The 17,332-nt window shown below is 71.1% G+C and carries 15 protein-coding genes; 3 read left to right on the top strand and 12 right to left on the bottom strand.

Features of this window, described 5'->3' with window-relative positions:
- The first annotated feature begins 60 nt into the window (after positions 1-60).
- Positions 61-975, top strand: a complete 915-nt coding sequence (locus OG206_RS08335) for a hypothetical protein (protein WP_327113830.1) — start codon at positions 61-63, stop codon at positions 973-975.
- 10 nt (positions 976-985) lie between these two features.
- Here OG206_RS08335 and OG206_RS08340 read toward each other — a convergent pair whose 3' ends face one another.
- Genes OG206_RS08340 through OG206_RS08350 form a run of 3 tightly spaced genes read right to left on the bottom strand, consistent with a single transcriptional unit; the run spans position 986 to position 2,943 of the window.
- The gene (locus OG206_RS08340) at positions 986-1,291 is read right to left on the bottom strand and encodes an AzlD domain-containing protein (protein WP_327113832.1); all 306 of its coding nucleotides are present in this window, start codon (positions 1,289-1,291) and stop codon (positions 986-988) included.
- Positions 1,288-2,070, bottom strand: a complete 783-nt coding sequence (locus OG206_RS08345; protein WP_327113833.1) for an AzlC family ABC transporter permease — start codon at positions 2,068-2,070, stop codon at positions 1,288-1,290. The genes OG206_RS08340 and OG206_RS08345 overlap by 4 nt, the downstream gene beginning before the upstream one ends.
- Positions 2,071-2,079: 9 nt before the next feature.
- Positions 2,080-2,943 (bottom strand): AraC family transcriptional regulator, encoded by an 864-nt coding sequence (locus tag OG206_RS08350; RefSeq protein WP_327113835.1) that lies wholly within the window; start codon positions 2,941-2,943, stop codon positions 2,080-2,082.
- A 101-nt stretch (positions 2,944-3,044) separates the two neighbouring features.
- On the opposite strand from OG206_RS08350, the gene OG206_RS08355 reads away from it, so the two are divergent.
- Positions 3,045-7,745, top strand: a complete 4,701-nt coding sequence (locus tag OG206_RS08355) for an Lhr family ATP-dependent helicase (protein ID WP_327113837.1) — start codon at positions 3,045-3,047, stop codon at positions 7,743-7,745.
- A gap of 57 nt (positions 7,746-7,802) precedes the next feature.
- On the top strand, positions 7,803-8,609 hold the full coding sequence (locus OG206_RS08360) for an Fpg/Nei family DNA glycosylase (RefSeq protein WP_327113839.1): 807 nt from the start codon (positions 7,803-7,805) through the stop codon (positions 8,607-8,609).
- Here the strand turns inward: OG206_RS08360 and OG206_RS08365 are convergent.
- From OG206_RS08365 to OG206_RS08405, 9 genes are all read right to left on the bottom strand, one after another.
- On the bottom strand, positions 8,606-8,899 hold the full coding sequence (locus OG206_RS08365; RefSeq protein WP_327113840.1) for a hypothetical protein: 294 nt from the start codon (positions 8,897-8,899) through the stop codon (positions 8,606-8,608). The two genes, OG206_RS08360 and OG206_RS08365, sit on opposite strands and share 4 nt — an antisense overlap.
- Before the next feature lie 254 nt (positions 8,900-9,153).
- A complete protein-coding gene (locus OG206_RS08370; protein WP_327113841.1) occupies positions 9,154-9,342 on the bottom strand; it encodes a CsbD family protein in 189 nt (62 codons plus the stop codon).
- Positions 9,343-9,367: 25 nt separating this feature from the next.
- Positions 9,368-9,838: a Dps family protein gene (locus tag OG206_RS08375; RefSeq protein WP_327113843.1), complete on the bottom strand. Its 471-nt coding sequence runs from the start codon at positions 9,836-9,838 to the stop codon at positions 9,368-9,370.
- A gap of 215 nt (positions 9,839-10,053) precedes the next feature.
- The gene (locus OG206_RS08380) at positions 10,054-10,428 is read right to left on the bottom strand and encodes a helix-turn-helix domain-containing protein (protein WP_327113845.1); all 375 of its coding nucleotides are present in this window, start codon (positions 10,426-10,428) and stop codon (positions 10,054-10,056) included.
- Between the two features lie 124 nt (positions 10,429-10,552).
- Positions 10,553-11,050 (bottom strand): CinA family protein, encoded by a 498-nt coding sequence (locus tag OG206_RS08385; protein WP_327113847.1) that lies wholly within the window; start codon positions 11,048-11,050, stop codon positions 10,553-10,555.
- A complete protein-coding gene (gene pgsA / locus OG206_RS08390; protein ID WP_327113849.1) occupies positions 11,047-11,850 on the bottom strand; it encodes a CDP-diacylglycerol--glycerol-3-phosphate 3-phosphatidyltransferase in 804 nt (267 codons plus the stop codon). The genes OG206_RS08385 and pgsA overlap by 4 nt, the downstream gene beginning before the upstream one ends.
- Positions 11,847-13,325, bottom strand: a complete 1,479-nt coding sequence (gene rimO / locus OG206_RS08395) for a 30S ribosomal protein S12 methylthiotransferase RimO (RefSeq protein WP_327113851.1) — start codon at positions 13,323-13,325, stop codon at positions 11,847-11,849. Before rimO ends, pgsA begins: the two co-directional genes overlap by 4 nt.
- A 184-nt stretch (positions 13,326-13,509) precedes the next feature.
- Complete coding sequence (locus OG206_RS08400; protein ID WP_327113854.1) at positions 13,510-14,310, bottom strand: helix-turn-helix domain-containing protein; 801 nt, start codon at positions 14,308-14,310, stop codon at positions 13,510-13,512.
- A 212-nt stretch (positions 14,311-14,522) separates the two neighbouring features.
- The gene (locus tag OG206_RS08405; RefSeq protein ID WP_327113856.1) at positions 14,523-17,279 is read right to left on the bottom strand and encodes a DNA translocase FtsK; all 2,757 of its coding nucleotides are present in this window, start codon (positions 17,277-17,279) and stop codon (positions 14,523-14,525) included.
- Positions 17,280-17,332 lie beyond the last annotated feature (53 nt).

Genomic DNA, 17,332 nt, shown 5'->3' on the forward strand with positions numbered 1-17,332 from the left:
TGAGGGTGCAGACGGGCCGGGCCGCCCCTGCCGGCAACGGTTCGCCTCTACGGTCGGTCCATGGCTGGAACCGGAGCAAGCCCCCTCGCCCAAGCCGAGCAGTTCATCTGGCTCACCGCACGCGTCCTCGAGCAGCGGCGGTTCGCGCATCTTTTCCTGCAAGGGAGCGCGGACGCCGTCGAGACCGCACTCGCCGCCTACAGGAACGAGGACGGTGGCTACGGTCACGCGCTCGAACCCGACCTCAGGGGGCCGGTGAGCCAGCCGCTGCACGCGGCTCACGCACTGAACGTCCTCGATTCCATCGATCGCTGCGGCGGTCTGCGCGTGGAGCGGATCTGCCGCTACCTGACCGACGTGTCGACCAAGGAGGGTGCGCTGCCCGCGCTTCATCCCTCGCAGCGGGGCTATCCCGCCGCGCCTTTCATCCCTGTGGTCGACGACCCGCCCGCCGAGCTCCTCGCGACGGGCCCCGTGGTCGGGCTGCTGCACCGCAATCAGGTCTGGCACGCCTGGCTCTTCCGGGCCACTGACTTCTGCTGGGCCGCCGTGGAGGCACTGGATCAGTCCCACCCGTACGAGATCGAGGCGGCCGTCGCCTTCCTGGACGGCGTGCCGGACCGGGCGCGTGCGGAGGCCGCCGCCGAACGTCTGGGCCGGCTGGTGCGCGAGCAGCGACTGGTGGTGCTGGATCCGGGCAGGAGGTCCGAGTACCCGGTCTCCCCCGGCTATGCCCCGGAGGAGCACCACTTCCCGTACGACTACGCCCGCACCCCCGGGTCCCTGGCCCGTCACTGGTTCACCGCCGACGAGCTGGAGAGGGCACTGGACCACCTCGCGGCGGAGCAGCAGGAGGACGGGGGCTGGCCGGTCCACTGGCGGCAATGGGCCCCCGGGACGGCCCTGGAGGGCCGCCCCATCGTGACGCTCAGGGCGCTGCGGACACTGCGGGCGTTCGGGCGCGCTCTCCGCTGACCGTCATGCCTCAGAAGAGGGCGCGACCGGCCGCGGTGACCACGACAGCGGCACCGACGACGACCAGGAAGGGAGCCCGCACGACCAGGGCCAGAGCGGCTGCGGCGAGGCCCGCTGCCCTGGCGTCCAGGACGAGTCGCTGACTGTCGCCGAAGGTCTGCTGGGCGGTGAGGGCCGCGAGCAGTGCCACCGGCAGGAGTGCCGCCAGTAGCTGCACCAGCGGGCGTTCCAGCACTCCGGCGGGGACGAGCAGGCCCAGGAGCTTCGCGAGGTAGCAGCCCGCGGCGGTGAGCCCGACAGCGATCCAGATGGTCATCGGCCCTCCCGGGGCGTCGTCGTGTCCTCGGTGGCGGAGTCGCCCCGGGCGTCCTGACCGCGGCCCTTCAGGAAGAGGACGACGGGGGCCGCGAGGGCGGCCATGAGCACGGGCACGCCCGCCGGGAGGACCGGCAGGAGACCGAGGACCAGCAGGACCGCGAGGCCCGCCGTCACACGCTCCGTGGTGCTTTTCAGCATCGGGGCCAGCAGGGCGAGGAACACGGCGGGACTCGCCGCGTCCAGACCCCAGGCGTCGGTGTCGCCCAGCGCCTCGGCCCCGAGGGCGCCGGCCAGCGTGGTCAGGTTCCACAGGACGTAGAGGCTGAGCCCGGTGACTGTGAACCCGATGCGCGCGGCCCTCCGGGTGGGCTGCCCCAAAGCGACCGCGGTCGTCTCGTCGATGACCCACTGGGCGGCGAACGGGCGGAGCATCCTCGGAACGTCGAGGAGCTGGGACAGGCGCAGCCCGTAGAAAGCGTTGCGGATGCCGAGGAAGAACGCCCCGGCCGCCGCGGTGCAGGGGTTCCCGCCCGCCGCGAGGGCGCCTACGAGGGCGAACTGCGAGGCGCCGGTGAAGACGAGGAGGCTCAGTGCGCAGGTCTGGAGAAGGGTCAGTCCGGAGCCTGCCGAGGTCACGCCGAAGGCGAATCCGGAGAGGCCCACGGCTATGCCCACGCCTAGTGCGTCCCTGACGACCGAGGCGTCGGGCTTGCCCCCGGCCTCGCCCGGTGGATCCGCGGTGCCGGTGTTCTGCGGGGGTGCTGTCTGTTCTGCCACCCCCGGACGCTACGGGCAGAGGTCCACGCCGGTCTTGTACGTTCTTGCGCGCTCGCGCCGGTAGGCCCCGGGGGGCACGCCGACGATCCGGGTGAAGTGCCGGTTGAGATGGGGCTGATCGGTGAAGCCGACCGCGGCCGCGGCGTCCGCCGGTGCGGATCCGGCGTCGAGCATGCGCCGCGCACGGCGCACCCTCGCGTCGGTGAGCCAGGTGTGCGGGGGCATCCCGTAGCGCTTCTTGAAGGCCCGCAGGAGTGCGAAGGGGCTGGTGCCCAGTTCGGAGGCGAGTGCCTCCAGGGTCGGGGGCCGTTCCATCCGCTCCTCCAGCACGGCGCGGGCGCGGGCGGCGTCGCGGGCACCGGCGTAGTGCGGCGCCCCGGCCTGCGGCACTCTGCCGTGCCGGTCCAGCAGTCCGGCGACCAGCACGCGCAGCACGCTGTCGGCTGCCAGCGCGTTACCCTCCTCGGCGGCCCGGTGGACCTCGGTGATGAGCCGGGCGGCGTGCGGGTCGCGTACGCCGGCCTCCGCGAAGCGGACCGTACCGCGCAGACCGGTCGCGTCGGCGGCTATGTCGTCGATGACCTGCGCCGAGGGGTAGAGCGTGGCGTACACCCATCCTTCGGCCACACCGGCACGCGCGGTGTGGGGCACCTCCGGATTGATCATGATCACTGTGCCGGGTCCCGCGCGCAGACTTCCGCCGGGGAGCCCGACGTCCTCGACGCCACTGGTGACGGTGGCGAGGACGTAGCCCTCGTGGCTGTGACGCGGAAAGGTGTGGCGGACGTACCTGGCACGCAGCAGGTCGAGGTCCGGCAGGTCCGCGCACTGCCAGTGCCGCGCCCATTCCCGCGTGGTGTCCGCCTCCGCCATGTTCGTATTCTCCCAGGTCCAAACGGTGGGAGGCGGTCGTGAGGGTGCGCGGCGGGCACGTCCACCGGCCGTTGTCGGTGCCGGGGTGCACGATGGGGGGCATGGCCGGTTCAGCACTCGATTCGTTCTCGCCCGCGACCCGCGGCTGGTTCGCGGGCGCTTTCGACGCGCCCACCGCTGCGCAGGAGGGTGCCTGGCGGGCGATCGGCGAGGGTTCGGACGTGCTGGTCGTCGCCCCGACCGGATCGGGCAAGACGCTCGCCGCCTTCCTCGCCTCCTTGGACCAGCTGGCGGCCGTTCCGCCGCCCGCGGACGCGAAGAAGCGCTGCCGTGTGCTCTACGTGTCACCGATGAAGGCACTCGCGGTCGACGTGGAACGCAATCTGCGCTCCCCGCTGACCGGGATCCGTCAGGAGTCCGTGCGCCTTGGCCTGCCCGAGCCGGAGGTGCGCGTCGGGATCCGCTCAGGCGACACTCCCCCCGCCGAGCGGCGCTCGATGGCCACGAGGCCTCCGGACATCCTGATCACCACACCCGAATCGCTGTTCCTGATGCTCACCTCCTCGGCCCGCGAGGCGCTCGCCGGCATCGAGACCGTGATCATCGACGAGGTGCACGCCGTGGCGGGGACCAAGCGCGGGGCGCATATGGCCGTGTCCCTGGAGCGTCTGGACGCGTTGCTGCCGAGGCCGGCACGGCGGATCGGACTGTCGGCGACGGTCCGGCCGGTCGACGAGGTCGCCCGGTTCCTGTCGCCGCAGCGGAAGGTGGAGATCGTCCAGCCTCCCTCCGCCAAGGAGTTCGATCTGTCCGTCGTGGTCCCGGTGGAGGACCTCGGCGAGCTGAGCGGTTCTCCCGCCACGGGTGACGAGGGCGGGCAGGCCGAGAAGCCGTCCATCTGGCCGCACGTCGAGGAGCGGATCGCCGACCTCGTCCAGTCGCACCGCTCCACGATCGTCTTCGCCAACTCCCGGCGGCTGGCCGAGCGCCTGTGCAACCGGCTCAACGAGATCGCCTACGAGCGCGCGACGGGCACCGCCTTCGAGGAGCCCTCGGAGAGCGTCGGGGCGTTGCCCGAGGCCCACTCCCCCGCCGAGGTCATGGCCCAGTCCGGAGCGGCCAAGGGTGCGCCCGCCCTGCTCGCCCGCGCGCACCACGGCTCGGTGTCCAAGGAGCAGCGTTCCCAGGTGGAGGAGGACCTGAAAGCGGGCAGACTGCCCGCGGTGGTCGCCACCTCGAGCCTGGAACTGGGCATCGACATGGGGGCGGTCGATCTGGTGATCCAGGTCGAGTCGCCGCCGTCCGTGGCCTCCGGACTGCAGCGTGTGGGACGGGCCGGTCACCAGGTCGGGGCGGTGTCCACCGGCGTGGTCTTCCCGAAGTACCGCGGCGATCTCGTGCAGGCCGCGGTCGTCACGGAGCGCATGCGCGAAGGGGCGATCGAGGCTCTCCGGATCCCGTCCAACCCGCTGGACGTGCTCGCCCAGCAGATCGTCGCCATGGTGGCGCTCGACAGCTGGCAGGCCGACGACCTGCTGGCTCTCGCTCGCCGGGCCGCCCCTTTCGCGTCGCTCCCCGAGTCCGCGTTCACCGCGGTGCTCGACATGCTCGCCGGGCGTTACCCCTCCGACGCCTTCGCCGAACTGCGCCCCCGGGTGGTGTGGGACCGCGTCGCGGGGACGGTCACCGGGCGCCCCGGGGCACAGCGGCTGGCCGTCACCTCGGGCGGCACGATTCCCGACCGGGGGCTCTTCGGGGTCTTCCTCGCGGGCGCGGATCCGAAGAAGGGCGGCGGACGCGTCGGGGAGCTCGACGAGGAGATGGTCTACGAGTCCCGGGTCGGCGACGTCTTCACGCTGGGCACCACGTCCTGGCGGATCGAGGACATCACCAGGGACCGGGTGCTGGTGTCTCCGGCCCCCGGGGTCCCCGGACGGCTGCCGTTCTGGAAGGGCGACCAGCTGGGCCGGCCGCTCGAACTGGGCCGTGCGCTGGGCGCGTTCCTCCGGGAGATCGGAGCGCTGTCGGGGGAGGACGCGAGGCTCCGGCTGCTCGCCGCGGGGCTCGACGCGTGGGCGGCGGACAACATCCTGGCGTACCTGGACGAGCAGCGCCGGGCCTGCGGCCATGTCCCGGACGACCGGACCGTCCTCGTCGAGAGGTTCCGGGACGAGCTGGGCGACTGGCGGATCGTGGTGCACTCTCCGTTCGGCGCCCAGGTGCACGCCCCCTGGGCGCTCGCCCTGTCCGCCAGGCTCGGCGAGCGCTACGGCATGGACGCACAGGTGATGCACGCGGACGACGGCATCGTCCTGCGGCTGCCCGACGCGGATCTGATGGGCCTCGACCTCCTCGACTTCGACCCCGCCCAGTCCGGCGGGAGTGGCGGTGGCGCCGAGAATCAGGGCAAAGCCTTCCCCGCCGCGGGGTACGACAGCGACCAGCCCCCCGTTGCCGCCGCCGACGTGGTCTTCGACAAGGGGGAGATCAGCCAGGTCGTGACCGACCAGGTCGGTGGGTCCGCCCTGTTCGCCTCACGGTTCCGGGAGTGCGCCGCGCGTGCGCTGCTGCTTCCCCGGCGCAGTCCCGGAAAACGCACTCCCCTGTGGCAGCAGCGCCAGCGCGCGTCACAGTTGCTCCAGGTGGCCTCGGAGTTCGGCTCGTTCCCGATCGTCCTCGAAGCCGTCCGCGAATGCCTGCAGGACGTCTTCGACGTCCCGGGTCTCACGGAGCTGATGGGCGACCTGGAGGCCAGGCGCATCCGCCTGGTCGAAGTGACCACACCCGAGCCGTCCCCGTTCGCCCGCTCGCTGCTCTTCGGCTACGTCGCGCAGTTCCTGTACGAGGGCGACTCACCGCTCGCCGAGCGCAGGGCGGCAGCCCTGTCCCTGGACTCCCACCTCCTTGCCGAACTCCTCGGCCAGGCGGAACTCCGCGAGTTGCTCGACGCCGACGTCCTCGGCGAGCTGGAGCGTGAGCTGCAGTGGCTGACGGACGACAGGAAGATCAAGGACGCCGAGGGTGTCGCCGATCTCCTGCGCGTCCTCGGTCCGCTCAGCGACGCCGAACTCACCGAACGCGGTGCTGAATCGACGTGGGCGCCGGCGCTGGAGACGGCCAGGCGGGCCATCCAGGTCCGTATCGGCGGCGCCCCGCACTGGGCGGCCGTCGAGGACGCGGGGCGACTGCGCGACGCGCTCGGCACCGCCCTCCCCGTGGGAGTGCCGGAGGCGTTCACCGAGCCGGTCAAGGATCCGCTCGGCGACCTGCTCGCCCGCTACGCCCGTACCCACGGCCCGTTCACCGCCACGCAGGCGGCGAACCGCTTCGGTCTGGGCACCGCGGTGACGGACGGCGCACTCCAACGGCTTGCCGCGTCCGGCAGGGTCGTCCAGGGGGAGTTCCATCCCGCCGGCATCGGCCAGGAGTGGTGCGACGCGACGGTCCTGCGGAGGCTGCGCCGGCGCTCGCTGGCCGCGCTCCGTCAAGAACTGGAGCCGGTTCCTCCCGCGGCACTGGCCGGCTTCCTTCCGCAGTGGCAGCACATCGGCGACAACAGCCTGCGCGGGATCGACGGACTGGCCCGCGCCATCGAGCAGTTGCAGGGCGCCCCGGTCCCCGCGTCCGCCCTGGAGAAGCTGGTCCTCCCGAGCCGGGTCCCGGGATATCACCCGGCCCTGCTCGACGAGCTCACCACCACCGGCGAGGTCGTGTGGGCGGGAGCGGGCGCCCTCCCCGGCAAGGACGGCTGGCTGTCGCTCTACCTCGCCGACAGCGCTCCCCTGCTCCTGCCGCCTCCCCAGCCGTTGGAGCAGACCGCGCTGCACGAGTCCGTGCTCACCGTCCTCTCCGGCGGATACGGGCTCTTCTTCCGGCAGATCGCCGACCAGGTCCGTGCCACCACCCACCCGGACTGCACGGATCCGCAACTGGCCGACGCTCTCTGGGACCTGGTCTGGTCGGGGCGCCTCACCAACGACACCCTCGCCCCGCTGCGGTCACTCCTCGGCTCCGGCCGCACGGCGGGTTCCACCGCACACCGGGCGAAGCGCAATGTGCCGCGCGGGCGTTACGGGTCGCTGACCGCCGCGGCCCGTCCCGCGTCCCGTACCGGGCCGCCGACCGTGTCGGGGCGATGGTCGCTCCTGCCCCCGTCCGAGCCTGAACCGACGCATCGCGCGCACGCCCTGGCCCGTACGCTCCTGGACCGCCACGGTGTGGTGACCCGGGGTGCCGTGCAGGCCGAGGGCGTCGAGGGCGGGTTCTCGGCGGTCTACCGCATTCTCGCCGCGTTCGAGGACAGCGGGCAGGCCCGCCGCGGTTATGTCGTCGAGGGCCTGGGAGCCGCGCAGTTCGCGATGGACGGCGCCGTGGACCGGCTCAGGGCGGCGTCGACGGCGCGTGACCGGGCCGATCCGGGTGCCGCCCCCCGCGCCCTGGTGCTGGCTGCGGCCGATCCGGCCAACGCGTACGGTGCCGCCCTGCCCTGGCCCGAATCGCCGGACGGCGCCGGTCACAAGCCTGGCCGTAAGGCCGGAGCCCTGGTCGTCCTCGTCGACGGCGAACTGGCGCTGTACATGGAGCGGGGCGGCAAGTCCCTCCTCGCCTGGCCCGTCGACCCGGCCGACCCCGCACTCCGCGCGGCGGCCGAGGCACTCGCCTCGGCGGCCCGCGCGGGGACGCTCGGCACGGTCACGGTGGAGCGGACCAACGGCGCGTCCTCCCTCACGTCACCGCTGGGCCGCACCCTGGAGGCCGCCGGCTTCCTGGCCACGCCGCGAGGACTGCGCCTGCGTGCCTGACGTGGCCCTACGGCGCCGGCCGGGCCGTCTCCGGCGGCGAACCCGCATCATGGAGGCATGCCCGAAGGTGACACCGTCCTGCAGGCCGCGCGGCGTCTCGACACCGCGCTGGCAGGTCATGTGCTGACTCGGTTCGATCTGCGGGTCCCCCGGTTCGCCACGTCCGACCTGACGGGCCGCAGGGTCCTGGGCGTCGTCTCACGGGGCAAGCACCTGCTCACCCGGTTCGAGGAGGGCTTCACGCTCCACAGTCATCTGCGCATGGACGGCGCATGGTGTGTCTACGATCCCGGCGAGCGCTGGCGGGGTGGCCCGGCCTTCCAGATCCGCGCCGTACTGGCGACGGCGGAACACACGGCCGTCGGCTACAGGCTGCCTGTCCTGGAGTTGCTCCGGACCCGGGACGAGGAGCAGGTCGTCGGCCATCTCGGTCCTGATCTGCTGGGGTCCGACTGGGACCCGGATACCGCGCTGCGCAACCTGCTCGATGACCCGGCACGTCCCGTGGGTGAGGCCCTGCTGGACCAGCGCAATCTCGCGGGCATCGGCAATGTCTACATGTGCGAGCTCTGCTTCATGGCCCGTGTGACGCCGTGGCTCCCGATGGGTGAGATCCCGCCGCCGCTGGCCACGCGTCTCGTCCACACGGCCAAGCAGCTCCTGGAAGCCAATCGCGATCGTCCTACCCGGACCACGACGGGCGCCGTCGCCGCCGTGTCGCGCGGCAGGGTGCGCGAACGTCTTTTCGTCTACGGCCGGGGCGATCGCCCCTGTCTGCGCTGCCGGACACCCATCAGAAGGGCGGAGCGCGATGACCGGCCCGTCTACTGGTGCCCACAATGCCAGCCGGGGCCCACGGTTTAGAACGGCTCACCGTCCGCGCCGCCCGGACGGTCCGCGGTCGGGGGCGGGGCGGATATACAGGTCCGCGGCTCGTCGAAGGCCTGATATGGGCGCGAAGTCCGTAGTTCTCCGGGGGCCCGAGCCGGCCGCGCCGTGGCAGTCACGTGCACCGGCAGGAGGCTGAGCCCCCATCCACCGGCCACGACGGCGCCCTCCACGAGTCCGGCGTGCTCCGGTTCGAGGAGGAGACGCAGGACCGCCCACCACCACATGCCGCCGAGGGCGAGCACGGGCACCCATCGCCGCACCATGGCTGCCTCCTCAGGCCGACGCTAGTACGGCTTGATCCGCTTCAGGAGGGCGCACCGTTGCATCACAGGCGTGCGGGGCGCGCGGACAGCGCGTCCGAGCGCCGTCCGAGGTCTTCGTGGGGAGCGGCGAACCACGGGCCTCCCCCGCAGTCTCTCCCGGGTCGGCGCCGCCTGCATCCCGCGGTCCGCCCCGGACATGCCGGTGCCCCCGGGAACGTGCATTCCTCGGGGGCACACCGCGTGAGCGCTCTCCGCTATGTGTCGTCGCCCAGGGAGTCCTTCACGCCCTTGGCGCGCTCCCCGACCCCGCCCATGGCCCCTTCCGCCTTGGCCTTGGCCTGGTCGGACTTGCCCTCGGCCTCCTTGCGGCGGTCTCCGGTGAGCTTTCCGGTGGTCTCCTTGGCCTTGCCCTTGAGCTTGTCCACTGCCTTCTTGTCCGTCACGGCGGTTCCTTCCTCGAGTTCGAGCTCAGGCACTCTCGGCCTGGAACATCCACGCGTGCTTCTCGAGATCCGCTGTGAGCGTGATCAGGATGTCCTGGCTGATGGGGTCGGGTTCGTCGGTCGCCTCGATGCGCTCCCGCATACGGTCGATGACGACCCGCAGGGCGTCGACGAGCACGCGTACCGCGTCCACGTCCTTGATCCATCCCTCCGGGACGGCGTCGATGGCGGTGGTCTTGGCAAGAGTGCGGGACCGGCCGTCGGGGTTGACGCCGACCGCGGAAGCCCGCTCCGCCACCGTGTCCGAGTGCTGTCGCGCCGTGTCCACGACCTCGTCGAGCTGGAGGTGCACGGACCGGAAGCGCGGGCCGACCACATTCCAGTGGACCTGCTTGGCCACCAGCGAGAGGTCCACGAGGTCGACCAGCGCACCCTGCAGTGCGTCACCCACGACCTTGCGGTCGCCTTCGGACAGGGCGCTCTTCACGACAGACATCCACTTCTCCGTTCAGATAGCTGTTCGACGTATCACCCGTCCACGATGTCACATATGGCGCGAAACGGTCATTTTGGTAGTCGGTCCCGAAAGCCGCCTTCCGGGCTCATCTCGCACCTGCCCCGGGACAGGCCCCGCACACACCGGTACGCGAAAGGCCCCGGCCGACCCGTTGCGGGTCGGCCGGGGCCTTTCTTGCACGTGAATCGCGCCGGTCAGGCGGCGACGACGTCCACCGCTTCGGCCGGTGCCTTGATCGTCACCCGTCCCGCCGGTACTCCGGCGACGGAGACGGCATTCAGCATCGGACGTACCGGCACAGCCATCGCATCGGTGGCCGCCGCCGACTCGGCGAGCTCGGCCAACGACAGTTCATCGCTCACTTCACGCATGAGCTCGGACATCCGTACGTCCAGCGCGTCGCAAATGGCGGAGAGCAGTTCGGAGGATGCCTCCTTCTGCCCCCGCTCCACCTCGGAGAGATAGCCGAGCGAGACTCGGGCGGACGAGGAGACTTCGCGCAGAGTACGGCCTTGGCGCTGGCGCTGCCGACGCAGCACGTCACCAAGCAGGCGACGGAGCAGAATCATCGGTGGCTCCCTCCTCGGACCGCGTAGCCGCATCCTTCACGCCCCACCGTACCGCCTCGCGCTGCGGCCGTGCGGGGAGCGATGTCGTGTTCACTCAGGGCTGCAAACATCAATTCCCCCCGATCTATTCCGTATCCTGTGCCCTCGCATTTTCGCCGAGTTCGCCGGAGAGCAGCTCGAGCAGGGTCCGCACACTCTCTCTACGGATGTCCGCCCGGCCACCGTTCAACCTCAGCCCGGCCACTTTCCGCACGCCCTCCGGCCCGGCGACGGCCAGGAAGACGGTTCCGACCGGCTTGCCGTCCTGAGGGTCGGGGCCCGCGACGCCTGTGGTCGAGATCCCCCAGTCCGCACCCAGGAGCCGGCGCACACCGACGGCCATGGCCAGTGCGACGTCCGGGTCCACAGCGCCCCGCTCGTCGAGGAGCGCCCCGTCCACACCCAGCACGTCACGCTTCAGAGGCGTGGCGTAGGCCGTCACGGACCCGCGGAAGGTCCGCGAGGCCCCCGGCACCGAGGTGAGCTCCGCGGCCACGAGGCCGCCGGTGAGGGACTCGGCGACGCCGAGCGTCTCACCGCGCTCCTCGAGTCGCCGCAGCACCTGTGCCGCGCCGGAGGTCACCGGTCGGCCTCGGCGGCGCCTCGGCCCCCCACGACGGGCTCACCGAGCGGCTCCACGGCGGGTGCGGTGGCGCCGGCCGCCGGTTCGTCCGTGACGCAGACGCCCCGGCCGGCTTCGTCCGCCGCAACCGCGACAGCCTCCATCGCGGCCGCGTGTTCCGCCGCGATCCCCAGCCTGCGCAGCACGAATGCCTGGCGTACGTAGTCGAGACCGGTGACCACCGTGAGCACCACGGCGGCCATCATCACCCAGAAGCGCAGGGTCGCGAGGGGACCCGTCAGCGCCAGGACGTACATCCCCACGGCGATGCCCTGGGCGAGGGTCTTGATCTTCCCGCCCCGGCTGGCAGGGATCACCGAGTGCCGGATGACCCAGAAGCGCATGAGGGTGATCCCCAGCTCGCGGAAGAGGATCACAGCCGTGATCCACCACGGCAGGTCACCCAGCCACGACAGACTGATCAGCGCCGCACCCATGATCGCCTTGTCCGCGATGGGGTCGGCGATCTTCCCGAAGTCGGTGACCAGGTTGTACGTGCGGGCCAGATGGCCGTCGAAGACATCGGTGATCATCGCGATGGCGAAGGCCGCCCAGGCGAACGAGCGCCACGCCGGATCGTAGCCGCCGTCGTGCAGGAGGAGTACGACGAACCCCGGCACGAGCAGCAGCCGCACCATGGTGAGGATGTTCGCGATGTTCCACAGGCCGGCCTGGTTGACGGCCGCCGCGCCCAGCTTGCCGCCGCGGTGCGCCGGCGTCGCGCCGGAGCCGCCTGCCGCGGATGCCGGGACTTCCGTCATCTGGCTGCCTCCACAAGCTCGTGGTGTTCGGCCACGAGGTCCACTCCCTCGCTGCCGACTGCCTTGGCTTCGACCATACGGCCCGGCACGAGCCCTTCGCGTGCCGTGAAGACGACCTGGCCGTCCGTTTCAGGTGCCTGATGCGCCGCGCGGCCCACGGCGACCGGCCCGTCCTCCTCCGACTCGACCGATTCGACGAGCACCTGGAGGGTCTCGCCGACCCGCTCCTCGGCGCGCTGCGACGTCAGCTCCTCCGCGAGCTGCGAGATGTGCGCCAGGCGCTCCGCGATGACGTCCGCGTCCAGCTTGTTCTCGTAACCGAGGGCCTCGGTACCCTCCTCGTCGGAGTACCCGAAGACGCCGATGGCATCCAGCCGGGCGCCGGTGAGGAAGCGTTCCAGCTCGGCGAGATCGGCCTCGGTCTCGCCGGGGAAGCCCACGATGAAGTTGGACCGGGCTCCCGCCTGCGGGGCCTTGCTCCGGATGGTGTCCAGCAGCTCGAGGAATCGGTCCGTGTCGCCGAACCGCCGCATCGCGCGCAGCACCCCGGGGGCGGAGTGCTGGAAGGAGAGGTCGAAGTAGGGGGCGACCTTGGGCGTGGATGTGAGCACGTCGATCAGTCCCGGCCGCATCTCCGCGGGCTGCAGGTAGCTGACGCGGATCCGCTCGATCCCGTCGACGTCGGCGAGCTCGGGCAGAAGGGTCTCCAGAAGCCTGATGTCACCGAGGTCCTTGCCGTACGAGGTGTTGTTCTCGGAGACCAGCATGACCTCCTTGACGCCCTGCTCGGCGAGCCAGCGCGTCTCCCCCAGGACGTCCGAGGGGCGGCGGGAGATGAACGACCCGCGGAAGGAGGGGATGGCGCAGAACGTACAGCGCCGGTCGCAGCCCGACGCGAGCTTCACGGAGGCGACCGGGCTGGTCCCCAGCCTGCGGCGCAGGGGGGCGCGCGGCCCGGACACGGGGGCGACGCCGTCCGGCAGGTCGGCGGGGGCCGGCACGATCTCCTGGGCGTGGCCCGGCAGCGCGACGGCGCTGTCCTGCCGTTCGGCCGGGCTGATGGGCAGCAGCTTGCGGCGGTCACGCGGGGTGTGGGAGGCGTGGATCCCGCCGTTGAGGATGGTCTGCAGGCGGTCGGAGATGTCGGCGTAGTCGTCGAAGCCGAGGACCCCGTCGGCCTCCGGCAGCGCCTCGGCGAGGTCCTTGCCGTAGCGCTCGGCCATGCAGCCGACGGCCACGACGGCCTGGGTTCTGCCGTGATCCTTCAGATCATTGGCTTCGAGAAGGGCGTCGACGGAGTCCTTCTTGGCGGCTTCGACGAATCCACAGGTGTTGACGACGGCGACATCGGCGTCCGTGGCGTTCTCGACGAGCTCCCAGCCGTCCGCTGCCAAGCGGCCTGCAAGCTCCTCCGAGTCCACCTCGTTACGGGCGCAGCCGAGAGTGACAAGGGCGACGGTACGGCGTTCAGGCATGGGCTCAAGACTACTTTGTCCCGGCACTCGCCCTGCCGTGCAGGGTTCCCGCTACGCGCAGTGACGGCTGCGGTGCCCGCTGGACCGCGCGTGACCCGAAGCGGCTCACGGGACAAAACACATCGGTGGGTGCCCGGCACGGTTGCCGGGCACCCACCGATGTGGGGAAGGAGGGGTGGAGAGGTCAGCCGACCTCGGGGTCACCCTTGGTGTACGAAAGCCGTTCGACCTGCCCCGGCTCGAACTGGTCCTCGACCTTCTTGCCGTTCACGAAGAGCTCGATCGCGCCGGCGTCACCGAGGACGAGGTCGACCCGCTCCTTGTCCTGGAAGGTCTTGGAGTCGCCCTCGAGCAGCAGCCCGTCGAACAGCAGGCGTCCGTTGTGGTCCTTGGCCGAGATCCAGCTCTTGCCCTCGGTGGCGCTCAGCTTGACCGTCACCTTGTCGCGCGGAGCGGCGGCGATGGCGCTTTCGGAGGGGGCGGGCTTGGGATCGGCGGGCTTGGACGGAGTGGGCTTGGGAGTGGTCTTGTCGGGGGCCGAGCCCTCGGCGACCTGCGCCGCGCCCGATCCCTCGTCGTCACCGTTGAAGAGCGTGAAGCCGACGAAGCCGACCACGGCGACGATCGCGGCCACCATGGCCGCGGTCCAGTTGGGCCGACGGGGTTCGGACCGGATCCGCTCCGCCTCGAACAGGGGCGCCGCGGGGGTGGGCGCGGGGCGGCCACCGTGCTCGGCGTCGAACTGCTCGATCATCGGATCGGGGTCCAGCCCGACGGCGCGGGCGAGCATTCGGATGTGGCCGCGTGCGTAGACGTCGCCGCCGCTGCGCGAGAAGTCGTCCTCCTCGATCGCGTGCACGATGGGGATGCGCACCCGGGTGGAGCTGCTGACTTCCTCGACCGTCAGACCTGCGGCGATACGAGCCTGGTGAAGCGCGCGACCGATCGAAGGCCGGTCGTCTTCGGGAGAGTTGCCGATGGACACGGGGGCGCCTTTCGAGCGTGAGCCACCTGCTGGATGTCCAGTCTAGGGGTGGTACGAAAGGGTGGGGCAACCGGGAGGGACGGCTTTGTACGCCATCGGATTCGCCGGGCAGCCCCTTGGGCAGGGCAGGGGTGGAGCACAGGATGGATCATCCCTCTGCTCCCTTCTTCAACTTGACGTACGACGCGGCGAAACGGTTGCCCGCAAAACTCTTACGAAGCGGTTTCCCCACGAATGACGGCCAACACCCCGTCGAGTTCGTCCGGCTTCACCATGACATCGCGCGCCTTGGAACCCTCGCTGGGACCCACGATGTTGCGTGACTCCATCAGGTCCATCAGCCGGCCGGCCTTCGCGAAACCGACCCGGAGCTTGCGCTGGAGCATCGAGGTCGAGCCGAACTGCGTGGAGACGACCAGTTCGGCCGCCTGGCAGAGCAGATCGAGGTCGTCGCCGATGTCCTCGTCGATCTCCTTCTTCTGCTTCGCGCCGGCCGTGACGTCGTCACGGAAGACCGGCGCCATCTGATCCTTGCAGTGCTGCACGACTGCCGCGACCTCGTCCTCGGTGACGAAGGCGCCCTGCATCCGGGTCGGCTTGTTCGCTCCCATCGGCAGGAACAGTCCGTCACCCTTTCCGATGAGCTTCTCGGCGCCGGGCTGGTCGAGGATGACCCGGCTGTCGGCGAGCGACGAGGTCGCGAAGGCGAGCCGGGAGGGCACGTTCGCCTTGATCAGACCGGTGACGACGTCGACCGACGGACGCTGTGTGGCGAGCACCAGATGGATACCGGCGGCGCGGGCCAGTTGGGTGATACGGACGATGGAGTCCTCGACGTCACGCGGGGCGACCATCATGAGGTCGGCGAGCTCATCGACGATGACCAGCAGATACGGGTAGGGCGAGAGCTCGCGCTCGCTGCCCTCGGGCGCCTTCGCCTTGCCCGTGCGAACCGCGTGGTTGAAGTCGTCGATGTGCCGGTAGCCGTATGCCGCGAGGTCGTCGTAACGCAGGTCCATCTCCCGCACGACCCACTGCAGCGCCTCGGCGGCCTTCTTCGGGTTGGTGATGATGGGCGTGATGAGGTGCGGGATGCCCTCGTAGGCGGTGAGCTCGACCCGTTTGGGGTCGACGAGCACCATCCGGACGTCCTCCGGGGTCGCCCGCACCATGACCGAGGTGATCAGGCAGTTGATGCACGAGGACTTTCCGGAACCCGTCGCGCCGGCCACCAGGACGTGCGGCATCTTCGCCAGGTTGGCCATCTCGTAGCCGCCCTCGACGTTCTTTCCCAGCGCGACGAGCATGGGGTGGTCGTCCTCGGCGGCGTCCGCGAGGCGCAGGACGTCGCCGAGATTGACCATCTCCCGGTCCGAGTTGGGGATCTCGATGCCCACGGCGGACTTGCCCGGGATCGGCGAGATGATCCGTACGTCCGGGCTGGCGACGGCGTAGGCGATGTTCTTGGTGAGGGCGGTGATCCGCTCGACCTTGACGGCGGGGCCGAGTTCCACCTCGTAGCGGGTCACCGTCGGGCCGCGCGTGAAGCCGGTGACGGCCGCGTCGACCTTGAACTCCGTGAAGACGTTGGTCAGTGAGGCGACCACGGCGTCGTTGGCGGCGCTGCGCGTCTTGCCGGGACCACCGCGCTCCAGGAGGTCGAGCGAGGGCAGGGAGTAGGTGATGTCGCCGGAGAGCTGGAGCTGCTCGGCACGCGCGGGCAGCGCCCCGGTGCGTTCGGGAACGGGCTTGGTCAGGTCGGGTACGGCCCCACCGGCCGAGCCAGGCTTCCGCGTGCTCTCGCCGTCGGCGCCTGTCTTCTCCGCGGACCGGGCTCCGGGAACGGGGGTTCCGGTCCGCTCGCGGTCGGCGGAGACGCCCTGGGTGAGGTCGGCCACGACCGGTGAGGGAGGCATGCCGTTGAGCACCGCCCCGTCCAGGGCCGCGGCAGCGGCGGCGGCCACGTCGACGGCGTCCATGCCGCGGTTCATGGCGGGCTGGGCCGAGTGCCTGCGCGGACGGCGCCGCTTGGCCAGGGCCTGCCCCTCGGCGGCGTCCGGGTCGTACTCCCCGTCGCCCTCCGGGCCGCGCACGGCCCTGCCCGAGCGCGGCAGACCGTCGCGCCACTGCTCGTCGTCGCCCTCGCCTTCCTCGCCGGGTACGTACACCGGGTCGAGGATGCCCAGCCGTTCGCCGAGCTGCCGCAGACGCCGCGGGATGGCGTTGACCGGGGTGGCGGTGACGACGAGGAGCCCGAAGACGGTCAGGAGGAGGAGCAGCGGAACCGCGAGGACCTCACCCATCGTGAAGACGAGCGGCTGCGAGGCGGCCCAGCCGATCAGCCCGCCCGCATCCTGCATCGCGGCCGTGCCGTCCTCGCGGCCCGGCGAGCCGCAGGCGATGTGGACCTGGCCGAGCACTCCCACGACGAGGGCCGAGAGCCCGATCACGATGCGGCCGTTGGCCTCGGGCTTCTCGGGATAGAGGATCAGCCGTACGGCGACGGCGCCCAGCAGTATCGGCAGCAGCAGGTCGAGGCGTCCGAACGCCCCGGTGACGAGCATCTCGACCAGGTCGCCGACGGGCCCCTTGAGGTGCGACCAGGTGCCCGCGGCCACGACGAGGGCGAGTCCGAGGAGCAGGAGGGCGAGGCCGTCCTTGCGGTGTGCGGGGTCAAGTCCCTTCGCACCGCGCCCTATGGAGCGGAAGACCGCGCCCACGCCGTGCGCCGTGCCGAGCCAGAGCGCGCGGACGAGCCGGTACAGCCCCCCGGTGGGCGACGGTGCGGGCTTGGCCACGGGCCTCTTCACCGCCGCCTTGCGGGCGGGGGCTTTCTTCGCGGGCACCGTCTTCTTCGCCGCCGCCTTCTTGACTGGCGCGGCTTTCTTCGCCGGCCCCTGGGTACGGCCGGCGCGCTTCGCGGTGCCCGCCGTACCCAGGGAACCCTTGCCGGACGTACGTGAGGCCATGTGACTGAGGTTACCGGTGTCGACGCCGGTGGACACGTGTGCCTACCGCTTCA

It is taken from the genome of Streptomyces sp. NBC_01341, from assembly GCF_035946055.1.
In the GTDB taxonomy this organism is placed as follows: domain Bacteria; phylum Actinomycetota; class Actinomycetes; order Streptomycetales; family Streptomycetaceae; genus Streptomyces.

Excerpts from the sequence above, each read along its gene's own strand:
- OG206_RS08335 (WP_327113830.1), top strand. The coding sequence starts at position 61 with ATGGCTGGAACCGGAGCAAGCCCCCTCGCCCAAGCCGAGCAGTTCATC.
- OG206_RS08340 (WP_327113832.1), bottom strand. The coding sequence starts at position 1,291 with ATGACCATCTGGATCGCTGTCGGGCTCACCGCCGCGGGCTGCTACCTC.
- OG206_RS08350 (WP_327113835.1), bottom strand. The coding sequence starts at position 2,943 with ATGGCGGAGGCGGACACCACGCGGGAATGGGCGCGGCACTGGCAGTGC.
- OG206_RS08355 (WP_327113837.1), top strand. The coding sequence starts at position 3,045 with ATGGCCGGTTCAGCACTCGATTCGTTCTCGCCCGCGACCCGCGGCTGG.
- OG206_RS08360 (WP_327113839.1), top strand. The coding sequence starts at position 7,803 with ATGCCCGAAGGTGACACCGTCCTGCAGGCCGCGCGGCGTCTCGACACC.
- OG206_RS08365 (WP_327113840.1), bottom strand. The coding sequence starts at position 8,899 with ATGGTGCGGCGATGGGTGCCCGTGCTCGCCCTCGGCGGCATGTGGTGG.
- OG206_RS08375 (WP_327113843.1), bottom strand. The coding sequence starts at position 9,838 with ATGTCTGTCGTGAAGAGCGCCCTGTCCGAAGGCGACCGCAAGGTCGTG.
- OG206_RS08380 (WP_327113845.1), bottom strand. The coding sequence starts at position 10,428 with ATGATTCTGCTCCGTCGCCTGCTTGGTGACGTGCTGCGTCGGCAGCGC.
- pgsA (WP_327113849.1), bottom strand. The coding sequence starts at position 11,850 with ATGACGGAAGTCCCGGCATCCGCGGCAGGCGGCTCCGGCGCGACGCCG.
- rimO (WP_327113851.1), bottom strand. The coding sequence starts at position 13,325 with ATGCCTGAACGCCGTACCGTCGCCCTTGTCACTCTCGGCTGCGCCCGT.
- OG206_RS08405 (WP_327113856.1), bottom strand. The coding sequence starts at position 17,279 with ATGGCCTCACGTACGTCCGGCAAGGGTTCCCTGGGTACGGCGGGCACC.